The sequence below is a fragment of the Selenomonadales bacterium 4137-cl genome, assembly GCA_032334055.1.
Classification (GTDB): domain Bacteria; phylum Bacillota; class Negativicutes; order Sporomusales; family UBA7701; genus Anaeroselena; species Anaeroselena agilis.
On record JAUOZS010000001.1, the window covers coordinates 3,712,883 to 3,725,777 of the forward strand.

Here is a 12,895-nt window from a genome sequence, read left to right on the forward strand (position 1 = left end):
ATGGAGGTCTAACTCGTGCGCATTATTGTGGGGGTATCAGGGGCAAGCGGTGCCGTTTACGGCTGGGAGCTGCTTAAGTTCCTGAGCGGCGAAGGCCACGAAATTCACGCGGTCGTGTCGGCGAACGGCTGGAAGGTGCTGGAGCATGAGTGCAACGTTTCGCCACAAGATGTCGAGAATCTGGTAACCCGTCTGCACGCTTTCGACAATCTCGGTGCTGCTATCGCCAGCGGATCATTCAAGACAGATGCCATGGTTGTCGCGCCTTGCTCTATGCGCACTGTCGCCGCAATCGCTCACGGCCTCGCCGACAACCTTCTCTGCCGCGCCGCCGACGTTGTAATAAAGGAACGGCGCCGACTAGTGCTTGTACCGAGGGAAACCCCGTTAAGCTCCATCCATCTTGTCAACATGCTCTCGCTTTCCAATCTCGGAGTCACGATAATGCCGGCCAGCCCGGGCTTCTATCATCTACCCGAAAATATCGACGGCCTGGTCAAGTGTATGGTAGGGCGGATAGCCGACGCTCTCGGTGTCGATAATCAGCTCTTCCCAAGATGGGCAGGCTGACCATGGAAGGGGAGGTGGCCACGGAGGAAGCCGGGCGAAGACAATCCTTGGAGGGTATAATCAATTAAAATAAAGGGGGAAAAGAAGTGAACAAGCGTTTTCTAGTTATCATGGTGGTCATCCTGGGCCTCGTTGTCGCCGGCTGTGGTTCGTCGCAGCAGGGTGGGGCGCCGTCAGCTAACAAGTCGGATGCTCTCACGAAGCCGGTCGATCTGAAGTTTGCGTCGTTCAGCGTCGGCGGTAGCTGGTACATCTACGCCGTCAACATGGCCGAAATCATTAAGCCCGCATTACCTGCCGGCTCCAAGATCGACGTACTCCCCTATCAGGGCGGCGTGGGCAACCCTATCCTCGTTTCCAAAGGTTCAGCCGACCTCGGTCTTTCTTTCAGCACCGCTTCCAATTGGGCCTACAAGGGGATCGTCGACTATGAAAGCAAAGGCAAGATGGACAACCTTCGCTCACTCGTCGGCGGCCTGAACAAGCCGCACCGCATCGGCATTATGGTGCGCACCGACCTCGGCATCAAGAGCCTCCAGGAAATCAAAGACAAGAAAATGAAAATCCGTCTAGTAACCGTACAGCGCGGCGGCGCCGGCGAAGCTCTCGCCCGCCAGATTCTCGAAGCCTACGGTATGACCTATGATACCATCAAGGAAATGGGCGGTTCGGTCAACCATATCGACCTGCCGGTAGCCATCCAGCAGATGCAGGACGGCCAGGCAGACATCTTCATTCACAATGTCGGTTACAAGCAGCCGGACATCATGGAGATGGCTCTTCGCGACGGCATCCGGTTCCTCGCCCTCGAACCCGATAAAGCCAAGTACCTCGTGGATAAATACGGACATCAGGCCAACCTGAAATTCGAAAAAGGCGAATTTACAGGCGTGACCGCCGATGTTCCCGCTATCGGCTATCCCACCGGCGTCATCGCGACCACCAAGATGTCTAACGAAGTTGCCTATATCATAACCAAGGCCCTGTGTGAAAATAAAGCAAAACTGGCTACCGTCCATGCCAGCCTTGTCGACTTCGACCCTGCAACCGCCTGGACGCCGGAGAAGAACGGTTTCGTCCCCCTCCATCCCGGCGCTGAGAAATACTACAAGGAAAAAGGCTATATGAAGTAGCAGCCGCCCGCCGCCCCGGGGCGCCGGAAGGCACCCCGGGAGCTGCCGGGAGTCAGTAATAGGAGGAAAAGGCTTTGGAAGAAACCAGAGAAGAAATCCACACCGGCTGGAGAGTTTGGGCTGAGCGGGGCCTGGCCGTAGCCCTCCTCGCATTCCAATTAATGGCAATGTCGTTCGCCATGGTCCCGATCATGGTCCACAGACTGGTTTTCCTGTCCTTGTGTATGCTGTTGGTTTGCCTCAAACCCCCTAAGTCGAAATGGGAAAAATATACCAATATTACAATGGGCGTTATCATGGTCGTGCAGATAGTCTACGTTTTGCTCAGCGCGGAACGCATCAGCCTGAGAATTCCCTTTATCGACGACCCCACGAGTATGGACCTCATTCTTGGCGTGGCCCTTATCGCCATTATTATGGAAACTACCCGCCGGGTCGCCGGCATGAGCCTTGCAGTTATCGTCGCTGTGTTCATGGCCTACGGCTTTCTTGGGCCGTGGATTCCCGGCCCTCTCGGTCATCGTGGCGCCGGAATCGCCGACTTCATCGACAATCAGGTTCTCTCTCCTGGCGGCATCTTCGGTCAGCCGATCGGCGCCGTCATCGCCTACGTCTTCTATTTCATCCTCTTCACCGCCTTTCTCGAGGTCAGCGGCGGCGGCAAACTGTTTATCGATTTCGCTCTCCGCGTGGCCGGCTGGGCGAGGGGCGGCCCGGCTAAAGCGGCGGTTATTGCCAGCGGCGCAATGGGAACCATCAGCGGCAGTGCTGTGGCCAATGTCGTCGGTGTAGGTGCCTTCACCATCCCTCTTATGAAAAGGACGGGTTTTGCGCCCCATGTCGCGGGTGGTATCGAAGCCGCCGCTTCCACCGGCGGACAGCTCATGCCGCCGGTAATGGGTGCCGCAGCTTTCGTTATGGCTGAGGTCACCGGCATCTCCTACTTCGAAATCGCCCTGGCGGCGGCAATACCCGCCATCCTCTACTACCTAAGCATCTTTTTTCAGGTCGATTTCTACGCCCAGAAGTCCGGCCTCAAGGGGATGGCCAAAGCAGATCTGCCGAACCTTAAGGAATCAGTCAGGCGCTACGGCCACCTGATGATTCCCCTGGTAGCCCTAGTCGTATTCATGGGCATCGGCAACTCGCTTATGGCCGCCGGCCTCAAGTCGACAGCCATGCTGATCGTCTTAAGTTTTTTGCGCAAGGAAACGCGCATGCTTCCTATGAAATGCCTCGATGGCCTCGTCTCGGCAATTAGGACCCTCCCGGCCGTCGCCATCCCCTGCGCCGCCGCCGGCATTATTATTGGCGTTGTCATCAGCACCAACCTGGGCCTGCAGTTCAGCTCCTTCTTCCTAGCCATGGCCGCCGGCAGCAAGTTTATCACCCTCATCGCGATCATGTTTGTATGCATTATCCTTGGCATGGGTATGCCGACCATCTCGGCTTATATCATCGTCGTCCTATTGATGGTGCCGACCGTCATCCAGATGGGCATTCCCGTGCTTGCAGCCCACATGTTTGTATTCTACTTCGCTTTGCTGTCGTTCGTAACGCCACCTGTAGCCCTCGCGGCCTATACCGCCTCAGGCATCGCTAAGGCCGATGCAGCCAAGACCGGCTGGATGGCGTTCCAATTCACTCTCGGCGGGTTCATAATTCCCTTCGTCATCACCAACGATCAAGCGCTTCTGATGCAGGGCCCGGCTTATTGGGTAATCTGGCGCACGCTGATTTCCGTACTGGGGATTTACGTACTGGGCGGCGCTGCCATGGGCTGGTATTTCACCAAGGCTAAGCTTTGGGAAAGGGTGCTCGGGGCCATCGGGTCCCTGCTTCTGATCATTCCCATGGCCGTCACCGACTACACTGGACTGGCGATATGCGTCTTCATTCTGCTGACTCAGTATCGTAAAGCACGTAGGCTAAAATTCCCGGCTGACCCGCAGACGAAGCCGAACAGCCAAGAATCATGACCCAAAAGGGAGATGGGTGAACAGTGACAAAAGTGCTCTTAGTCGAGCCGATCCATGAATCGGGAGTAACGATCCTCCGCCAGGCCGGTCTGGAGCCGGTGGTGTCGCCTTCGACGGACACCGATACCCTGGCGGAACTGGTCAGGGACGACGTATTCGGCATCATCGTCCGCACCAGCCTGCTCGCCGGAAAGGTGCTGGAAGCGGGCAAAGATCTGAAAATCATCGGTCGCCACGGAATTGGTTATAACAACATCGACCTGGCCGCCGCCGACAAGCGTAACATCGTCATCGCCAATGTCCCCGACGCTAACGCCTACTCGGTCGTTGAATACGTGCTTACCGCCATCATGATGGTGTCGCGGAAGTTCCTCGACGGCGACAAGGCGCTCAGGTCCGGTAAGCTCATCCAGCCGGGCGCATCTCTTCCCGGCCTGGTGAAAAAGTTCAACCTGGGTGGCAGCGAGCTTCCCGGCCGCTGCGTCGGCGTGATCGGTCTAGGCAAAATTGGATCCCAGGTCGCCGAGATGGCCGCCTCCTTTCTTCGCATGGATGTGCTGGCCTATGACCCATACAAGAAAGAAGCGCCCCCGGGAGCCAGAATGGTCAGCGACATTCGCGAAATATATCGCAGCGCGGACTTCGTTACCCTCCACACCCCCGCTACCCAGGAAACGGAAAACATGATCGACGCCGCCGTCCTGGACGAGATGAAAACGACCGCCATCCTCATCAACGCCGGTCGCGGAGAACTTGTTGACGAACAGGCTCTTGCCGCCGCCCTTAAACAAGGGAAAATTGCCGGCGCCGTCCTCGACGTATTCTGGCAGGAGCCTCCCAGCATTACCAATCCGCTTTTCAGCGCCCCCAACGTATTGTTGACGCCCCATATCGCCGGCGCCACCGACGATGCGGTCGAACGGCTGGCCATCGGCTCCGCCCGTGCCGTTGCGGATTATTATCAAGGCAAAAAACCGGCCAACATCATTAATCCCCAGGTATGGGAAAGGCTGACGAAGCGATCTCAAGGAGAGTGACTATAATGAAAGTAAGCGTTGATAAAGAAGTCGTAACCATTGCCCCCCAGGAGCTCAAAGACCTGGTAACCAGCCTGCTTGAAAAAGTCGGCGTCCCCCGCGAACAAGGCACGATGGTCGCTGAGGTCATGGTCAACGCCGACCTCAAGGGCGTAGAGTCGCACGGCGTCCGTTGGCTGGATATCTACCTCAAACGTATCCAGTCCGGCAGCGTCAAAGCCGTTACCGACCTCAAAGTAGTAAAGGAAAAGGCCGGCCTGCTCCTCGTCGATGCTCAGGGAGGCCTCGGCCAGGTGGCGTTCACTCTGGCGATAGAAATGGCAATCGCCAAGGCCAGAACTGCCGGCGTCTGCGCGGTAGGCGTGCGCAACACCAACCACTGCGGCGCCCTCGGTTTCTATACCGAACTTGCCACCAAAGCTAACATGGCGGCCATGGCGATGACCAACAGCACCCCGCTCATGGCCCCGTGGGGCGGCGTCACCCTCAGCATCGGCACCAACCCCATCTCCTTCGGCGTACCCACCCAGGGCGACCCGGTCATTCTCGACATGGCGACAAGCGCCAGTGCGCGCGGGAAAGTATTCCTCGCCGCCCAGAAAGGTTATAAACTTCCCGACGGCGTCGCCCTCAACAAAGACGGCGAACCGACGACCGACCCCAAAGCTGCGCTCGAAGGAATCCTTCTGCCCGTAGGCGGACCCAAGGGATACGGCTTGTCACTCATCATCGACATTATGGCCGGTATAATGACCGGGTCAAACTTCGGCCAGGGGATAACCTCCCTGTACGGCGATTTGGCCAAAGCCCAGGATATCGGTCACTTCGCCGTCCTCGTCAATATCGAAGATTTTATGGAGATTGATGATTTCTTCGCCGGCATGCAGCGTAGCAGAAGCGAGCTGAAAAGCTCCAAGCTTGCGAAAGGCTTCACGGAAATTTTCCTGCCGGGCGAGATCGAGGCCAACACCCTCAGACAGAGGACGGAAAAAGGCGCAGTGTTGCCGCTGGCGACATGGAACGTACTGGAGGGTTGGGCGAAAAAATTCGCCATTCTGTGAGGAAACGCTCTTTCCGCGAAGAAGCCGGCGGGGCCTGGGCGAACGCGATGGCGGCCAGTCTCTTTTAGCCGGCGGCGGAACAGATAAATAATAGGTCTCAGCGACCCTTCCCAACGATAGTGTACTCGGAATGTGTGAAAATTTTCTCAAAGTCCTCCGCGGGCAAGACAGTTCCGCGAGGGTTAAAGGAGGAAGCGGCAGAGATGGCGGAACCGTTCACTGCCCCCATCGACAACTTTTTCAATCCCCGGGGCGTCGCCGTGGTCGGCGCTTCGGCGACGCCGGGCAGCCCCAACAACCAGATAGTGCAGTTCGCAAAGCAAATGAGCCTGAACGGCAAGGTGTTCCCCGTGAACCCCCGGTCGGACGAGATTGTCGGCCTAAAATGTTACCCTGATCTCATGTCTATTCCGGAGCCGGTCGACCTCGTCGTCATCGCCGTCGGCGCTCAGCACAGCCTGGGCGTGGCCCGTCAGATTGCCCGGCGGCGCGGCGAGAAGGGCGACGCCGGAGCGGTAGCCGTGGTCACCGCCGGTTTCAAGGAGATGGCGACCGCCGAAGGCGAGCAACTGCAAAGCGAGTTGATCGCGACAATCAAAGCGAGCGGCGCGCGGATAATCGGCCCGAATTGCCAGGGGGTGGCCGATACTTACAACGGCGTCAACACAACATTCAGCGTACCGCCTAACACCCCGAAAGGCGGCGTCAGCGTAATCAGCCAGAGCGCGGCCTTCGCCACCTCGTTTTTACGCTGGGCCAGAGATCAAAAACTGGTCGGCGTCAATAAGTTCGTCTCGCTCGGCAACATGGCCGACCTGGATTTCCGCGACTTGCTCGCCTACATGAGCGACGACGAGAAAACCAAGGTCATAGCTATGTACATGGAGGGCATCGTCGATGCCCGCGGCCTGATCGACATCTCCGCAAAGGTGACGAAGCGGAAGCCGATCGTCGTCATCAAAGGGGGGAAAACCTCGTTGGGCACTAACGTCGCCCAGAGCCACACCGCATCCATCGCCGGCAACAACGACATCTACGACGGCGCCTTCCGCCAGGCGGGCGTGATCAGGGCGCAGAGCGTCGCCGAATTCTATCACACCGCGAGGGTATTCGATAAAATGCCCCTTCCCAAAGGCAACCGAATCGCGATACTCACCGTCGTCGGCGGGCCGAGCACCATTTGCGTCGACGAACTGGTGTCAACCGGCGAAGTCTCGCTGGCCCATTTCAGCGACGAGCTGAAAAAAGAAGCGGCCAAGTACCTGGTAGCCAGTGCCAACATCGGCAGTCCGGACGGTTATATAGACATGACCGCCTCGGTCAATCCCAAGATGCATACCGATGTCCTCAGACTGTTGATGAACGATGACGGCATTGATGGCATCATTTTCATGACGACTCCCCCGGGATTCATCAAGGATGACGAACTGGCCGCGGCGATCGCCGAAGGCTACAATTCGGTGCCGGACGAAAAGAAAAAACCGCTGCTGTCGGTCATGCTCGCCGGCAACGCGGTTGCCAGATGCCGGACGTTGCTCGAGGAACAGGGTTTGCCGACCTTCGAATTCCCGGACGACGCCGCCCGGGTCATGGTCAACATGGTCAGATACAGCGCGTATCGGCGGCGAAACGCCTGTCAATAGAAAGGATTTAGGGGGTCAATATGGATTGTCGGAAAATAATCACCAGCAGTATCGCCGCCGGAGATGCCGTTATTCCTGAACTCGAAGCGCAGCAGATCTGCCGGGCCTACGACATAGCCTGTCCGGCCACGGTGCTGGCGCCCGGCAAGGCGGAATGCATAGCAGCCGCAACAAGCATGGGCTTCCCGGTTGTCATCAAAATCTTCTCTCGCCAGATAGTCCACAAATCGGATGTTGGCGGGGTGGTCACGGGAATAGCGACCGCCGATGAACTTGGCCGGGCCTACGACCGCATGCTGGCGAATATCGCAAAAAGCGCTCCCGGCGCCGAGATCGGTGGCGTCATAGTGCAGAAACAGATGCCTAAAGGCGTCGAGGTGGTTGTCGGCGGCCTGCGCAACGATCAGTTCGGCCCGGTCGTTATGTTCGGCATGGGCGGAATATACGTCGAAGTCTTCAAGGACGTCTCCTTCAGGCTGGCGCCGCTCGACAAAGACGAAGCTCTGCGTCAGGTGAGGGAAACCAAGGTTTACAAACTGCTGCAAGGCGTCCGGGGGGACAAGCCCTGCGACATTGACGCCCTCTGCGAGGTAATGGTCAACACCGGGAAGCTGCTGGCCGAATACCCCGAAATCGCCGAACTCGATTTCAACCCCGTGTTTTGTTATCCCGACGGCTGTACAGTCGTTGACGCGCGTCTCGTTCTCAAATCATCGTGACAAGTCATTCGCCATAGAGATGGAGGTTAGATGTATGGGTGAAATAAGGTTACACGGCCGCGGCGGACAGGGGACGGTAATCGCTGCCGAAATGCTCGCCAACGCTTTTGTTCTCGGGGGAAAGTATGCCTCCGTATTCCCGTCGTTCGGCGTTGAGAGGCGGGGATCGGCGGTTATGGCCTTCGCGCGCTACGGCGAGCAGCCGATCCGGGAGCGAACCAGGGTTTATCGGCCGGACATTCTTCTAATGCTGGACCAGTCGCTCACCGAAATCCGCGCCAATTACGACGGGTTCAAATCCGGCGGAACAATTATCGCTAATACCAAGCATAAGCAGGCCATCGAGGATCTCAGCCTCAACCAGGGGATGCTCGCCGTCGTGGACGGAGTGGGCATCGCCCTTGAGGAAACCGGCACCGCTATTACCAACACCTGCATGCTGGGCGCTTTTGCCAAGGCGACCGGCCTCGTGCGGTTGGACGACCTTAAAGAGGCCCTGGCATTATACTTCCAAGGCGATCTGTTGGCTAAAAACATCAGAAGCCTGGAAAGAGGCTATGCGGAAGTTGAGGTTTCCCGTTATACGCCGGCAAAGACAGCGGAACGGGAAAAGGGGCAAAGCGACCTAGTCGACATAGTGAAGCCGCCCGAGATAACAACTACTTTTGCCGCGGCCTGGGCCGACGTATCCCAAAAACTGTTGAATGTCCGTACCGGCGACTGGCGGTACAGAAGGCCGGAACTGGATAAATCGCCCTGTCGGCTGTGCGGCTGGTGCAGCATTTACTGCCCTGTCGGCTGCATGAAGCTGGGTGATGACGGATACTACCACCCCGACTTGGCTTACTGCAAAGGCTGTGGAGTTTGCGCTAACATGTGCCCGGCCCATGCCATCAAAATGACGGCGGAGGAGGTTATTTAATTGATTAAGGTACTTACCGGCAATAAGGCCGCCGCTCACGGCGTACGTCTGTCGCGGCCGGATGTCATCGCAATGTATCCGATAACGCCCCAGACGCCTCTGGCGGAAGAACTGGCGCATTTTCACGCCGCCGGGCAACTTGACTGCGAAATGGTTGAAGTCGAGGGCGAACACACTTCGATGAGCGTCATCACCGCCGCGGGAGTGGCCGGAGGACGGGTCTTTACCGCCACCTCCTCCTGGGGTCTGGCGTATATGAATGAGGCTCTCATGTACTGTGCCGGCATGCGCATACCGGCAGTAATGGTCGACGTCACCCGCGAAACGCCCTCAATGCGCGGCGTTGGCGGCGGACGCCAGGACATCATGAGCATACGGGACAGCGGCTGGATCCAGATCGAGCCCGAAACCTGCCAGGAGATCCTCGACTCGGTGATCATGGCTTATCGCCTCGCCGAGGACCCTGACATCTTGCTACCGGTAGTGGTCGCGTATGACGGCTTTTACCTGTCCCACTTGTCCGAACGGGTGGAAGTCCCCGAGCAGGCGGATGTCGACAAATTCCTCGCGCCGGTAAAGAACAGCGGCAGAACGACGCTTCTCTCCGGCGAAAACCTGCACTTCAGCCCCAGCATCGTGGGCAAAGAATTCGCGGAATACCGCTACAAGACAGTGCAAGCGTTCGAGGCCGCCAAAACCAAAATTGCCCTCATTGAACAGGAATTCAAGGCTATTTTTGGGCGCGAGTACGGCGGCATGGTCGACACGTATCTGGCGGACGACGCGGAGATTCTCATCCTCACCGCGGGCAGCTGCGCCGGCACGGCCAGGGTTGTCGTCGACGCTGCCCGGGAACGCGGGTTAAAGGCCGGCTTGGCTAGGATGAGGGTGTTTCGGCCGTACCCGCGGGAAAGGCTGATGGAAGTGCTTGAAGGCAAAAAGGCGGTCGCCGTTATTGATCGTAGCATCTGTCTCGGCTGGAACTGCGGGCACCTATACATGGAAATGAAGGCCGTGCTGGCCGACATGGCCAACCCGCCCAAGACAGTTCTCGACTTCATTGACGGACTATGCAACACCGACATCACCTACGACCACATCGAAAAGGCCCTGAACGTCACCGCTGCCGCCATGAACGGCCGGAAAACGGCGGAGACCAACTGGCTGATATGGGACTGAATAAGGAGGACGCTATGGACAGAACTAAACATCTGATAATCGGCGCCGGACCTGCCGCCCTTGCCGCTGCCAAGGCGATCCGCAACGCCGACAAATCCGCGGATATAAAGCTTGTCACCAGAGAAGAATCGCTTCCTTACTCGCCGGCGATGCTGCCTTACCTGATCAGCCAGGAACTCAGCGAAAAAGATTTCTTCCTCAAAGGCCGAGAAACCCTTGACTCTCTTGGCATTCAGCTCGTCCGGGGCAAAGAAGTAGTCGCCCTTCACCCTGAGAAAAAAGAAGTGGAGTACGCCGGCGGCGAGCGCGAGACGTACGACAAACTGCTCATCGCTACCGGCGCCGCGCCCCAGGTGCCGCCCGTCGAAAATCTGGCGCCAGACCAGGTATACACCTTCAGAACCTACGGCGACTTCGAGCGACTAAGCAAAAACCTCGGGCAAAACCAGGATATCGCCATTTACGGCGCCGGTCTCGTAGCGGTCGAAGCGGCGGAAAAACTTTGCCACGCCGGTCACGCCGTCACCATCATCGCCAGGAGTTCCCTCCTGCGCAAGTACTTTGACCCCCATAGCGTCGCCGTTCTCGAAAAAGCGTTCGTCAAGCACGGCGGCAAAGTAATTACGAAAAGCACGCTGGCCGCCGTGGGCAAAAAAGCCGACAAGCTCGAACTCAAGCTTGGCAACGGCCGTACGCTGATTGTCGACCGGTTGCTCGTCGCTACCGGCGTAGCCGCAAATCTTGTCACAGGCGGCCTTATTCCCGTCGCCGCCGGCGGGCTCATGGTCGGCCGCCACATGGAAACCAGCATTCCCGACGTATTCGCGGCCGGCGACGTCGCTGCCGCCCCCTCCTTCGACGACAGTCAGAACGCACCCTGCCCGATACTTCCCGAAGCCGTGCAGCAGGGTAAAGTCGCCGGGGCCAATATGGCCGGTGAAAAGATCGAATACAAGGGCTGGATTCCCGGCAACTACCTTCGCTGCTTCGACGAACACCTTTTCAGCGTCGGCACAATCGACGCTACGCCCGCGGACGGCTACGAGACCTTCGAAAAAACGGACGGCGACAGTTTCCTCAAGCTGGTGGTCAAAGACGGCCTATTGGCGGGGGCTGAGGGCCTTAACCAGAAGTATGTCCATCCGGGCGTGTTCCACTACCTCATCAGGGAGCGGGTTCCGGTCGGCGAATACCGCGAACTCCTGCTCGCCAAACCCCGGGAGACGGCTTGCTGGCTGATGACGCGTCACCGTGCAGATCGAGCGATTTGACGCAAAAGGAGGAAAGGCTATGTTAAACAATACCCTTGTGGTCCGCGACACCAACTGCCCGCCTTCGTGCAAGCTTTGCGTCGAAGCGTGCGGACAAAGATCGGGAGAGTGTTCCGAGCCTGTTATCGAAAAAATAGACCTGCCTGAAGTGAATTATCACAGCGTGCTCACCTGCAATCAGTGCAGCCGGGCGGAATGTCTCGACGTTTGCCCTACCGGCGCCCTAAGCCGAACGGAGGCCGGGCCGGTCGTTCTCGATGCCGGCCGGTGCGTAGGCTGCAGCATCTGCAACCTGGTCTGCCCTTACGGCGGAATATATCCGAGGCAAAGCGAGCATAAATCGCAGAAATGCGATCAATGCGGCGGTGACGCGGCATGCGCGAAAGCATGCCCGCACAATATCCTCACCTTTGAAAAAGCGGCGGGCGTGGCTGATAAACTGGGCGAGGACCTGCTCTCCCCGGGGCTGCCGTATTGCGCCGGCTGCGGGATGGAACTCCTCGACCGCCAGACGCTGCAGGTTCTGGGCAAGGATATCGTGCTGTTCGGCGCCCCGAGCTGCAACGTGCTCAGCTCGAAGGCCAAGGTGCCATACTACGGGACACTGATGACCCAGGTACCGTCAAGTGCGACCGGTGTCGCCCGCTACTTCAAGCATATCGGCAAAGAAACCATCTGTGTCGGGATAATCGGCGACGGCGCGACCGCTGACCTGGGCTTCGGGGCCTTATCGGGAGCCGCCGAAAGGGGCGAGAGGATTCTTTATATCTGCTACGACAACGAGGCTTACATGAACACCGGTATCCAGCGTAGCAGCACCACCCCTTTCGGCAGTTGGACGAATACGACCCAAGTGGGCGCACGCGGGCGCGGCCGCCAAGGCATGCCAAAAAATGTGCCGCTGCTGATGGCGTACCACAACATCGAATACGTGGCCACGGCTACCCTCGCCTATCCGGAGGACTACGTGCGCAAACTTCTTAAAGCGAAGGAAGCCGTCAAACGCGGCATGGCCTATATACACGTCCTCACCCCCTGCCCGACCGGCTGGAAGTTCGCGACGGAAAAGGTCGTCGAAGTTACCAAGGCGGCTGTAGAGACCAACTATTTCCCGCTCTGGGAGGCGGAAAATGGCGTTATCAGGTTCACTCACGAAGTGAAAAAACCGGCGCCCATCCGGGACTTCACCCGTCTTATGAAACGGTTTGCTCATCTGACGAACGAAGAACTTGATCAAATCCAGGAGCATGTCGATCGCTCCTACGCCCAGCTAAAGCGCGTAACGACTTGCACTTAGCGGTCAGCAGGCAAGATGAGGAGGAGAAACGACGTGCGGTCGGTAGACCGTCGGCGTTCCTCCTCCTCTTGATAATATCAGCTG

At 57.9% G+C, this 12,895-nt stretch carries 11 protein-coding genes; all 11 read left to right on the top strand.

Features of this window, described 5'->3' with window-relative positions:
* Positions 1 to 15: 15 nt before the first annotated feature.
* The 11 genes from Q4T40_19265 (at position 16) to Q4T40_19315 (ending at position 12,811) form a co-directional block, all read left to right on the top strand.
* The gene (locus Q4T40_19265; GenBank protein ID MDT8903375.1) at positions 16 to 570 is read left to right on the top strand and encodes a UbiX family flavin prenyltransferase; all 555 of its coding nucleotides are present in this window, start codon (positions 16 to 18) and stop codon (positions 568 to 570) included.
* An 86-nt stretch (positions 571 to 656) separates the two neighbouring features.
* Positions 657 to 1,703, top strand: coding sequence for a TAXI family TRAP transporter solute-binding subunit (locus tag Q4T40_19270; protein ID MDT8903376.1), 1,047 nt, complete (start codon positions 657 to 659; stop codon positions 1,701 to 1,703).
* 74 nt (positions 1,704 to 1,777) lie between these two features.
* Entirely contained in the window at positions 1,778 to 3,682 is a 1,905-nt protein-coding gene (locus tag Q4T40_19275; protein MDT8903377.1) for a TRAP transporter permease, read from the top strand.
* Between the two features lie 23 nt (positions 3,683 to 3,705).
* A complete protein-coding gene (locus Q4T40_19280) occupies positions 3,706 to 4,719 on the top strand; it encodes a hydroxyacid dehydrogenase (protein MDT8903378.1) in 1,014 nt (337 codons plus the stop codon).
* A 5-nt stretch (positions 4,720 to 4,724) separates the two neighbouring features.
* Positions 4,725 to 5,780 carry an Ldh family oxidoreductase gene (locus Q4T40_19285; protein MDT8903379.1) on the top strand — a complete coding sequence of 352 codons (1,056 nt, stop codon included), beginning with the start codon at positions 4,725 to 4,727 and terminating at the stop codon, positions 5,778 to 5,780.
* Between the two features lie 203 nt (positions 5,781 to 5,983).
* Entirely contained in the window at positions 5,984 to 7,423 is a 1,440-nt protein-coding gene (locus tag Q4T40_19290; protein ID MDT8903380.1) for a CoA-binding protein, read from the top strand.
* A 20-nt stretch (positions 7,424 to 7,443) separates the two neighbouring features.
* Complete coding sequence (locus Q4T40_19295) at positions 7,444 to 8,142, top strand: acetate--CoA ligase family protein (protein MDT8903381.1); 699 nt, start codon at positions 7,444 to 7,446, stop codon at positions 8,140 to 8,142.
* Positions 8,143 to 8,176: 34 nt separating this feature from the next.
* Positions 8,177 to 9,064 (top strand): 2-oxoacid:acceptor oxidoreductase family protein, encoded by an 888-nt coding sequence (locus Q4T40_19300; GenBank protein MDT8903382.1) that lies wholly within the window; start codon positions 8,177 to 8,179, stop codon positions 9,062 to 9,064.
* Positions 9,065 to 10,243 carry a hypothetical protein gene (locus Q4T40_19305; GenBank protein ID MDT8903383.1) on the top strand — a complete coding sequence of 393 codons (1,179 nt, stop codon included), beginning with the start codon at positions 9,065 to 9,067 and terminating at the stop codon, positions 10,241 to 10,243.
* A gap of 14 nt (positions 10,244 to 10,257) precedes the next feature.
* The gene (locus Q4T40_19310) at positions 10,258 to 11,514 is read left to right on the top strand and encodes an FAD/NAD(P)-binding oxidoreductase (GenBank protein ID MDT8903384.1); all 1,257 of its coding nucleotides are present in this window, start codon (positions 10,258 to 10,260) and stop codon (positions 11,512 to 11,514) included.
* 19 nt (positions 11,515 to 11,533) lie between these two features.
* Positions 11,534 to 12,811: a thiamine pyrophosphate-dependent enzyme gene (locus Q4T40_19315; protein ID MDT8903385.1), complete on the top strand. Its 1,278-nt coding sequence runs from the start codon at positions 11,534 to 11,536 to the stop codon at positions 12,809 to 12,811.
* The last annotated feature ends 84 nt before the right edge of the window (positions 12,812 to 12,895 follow it).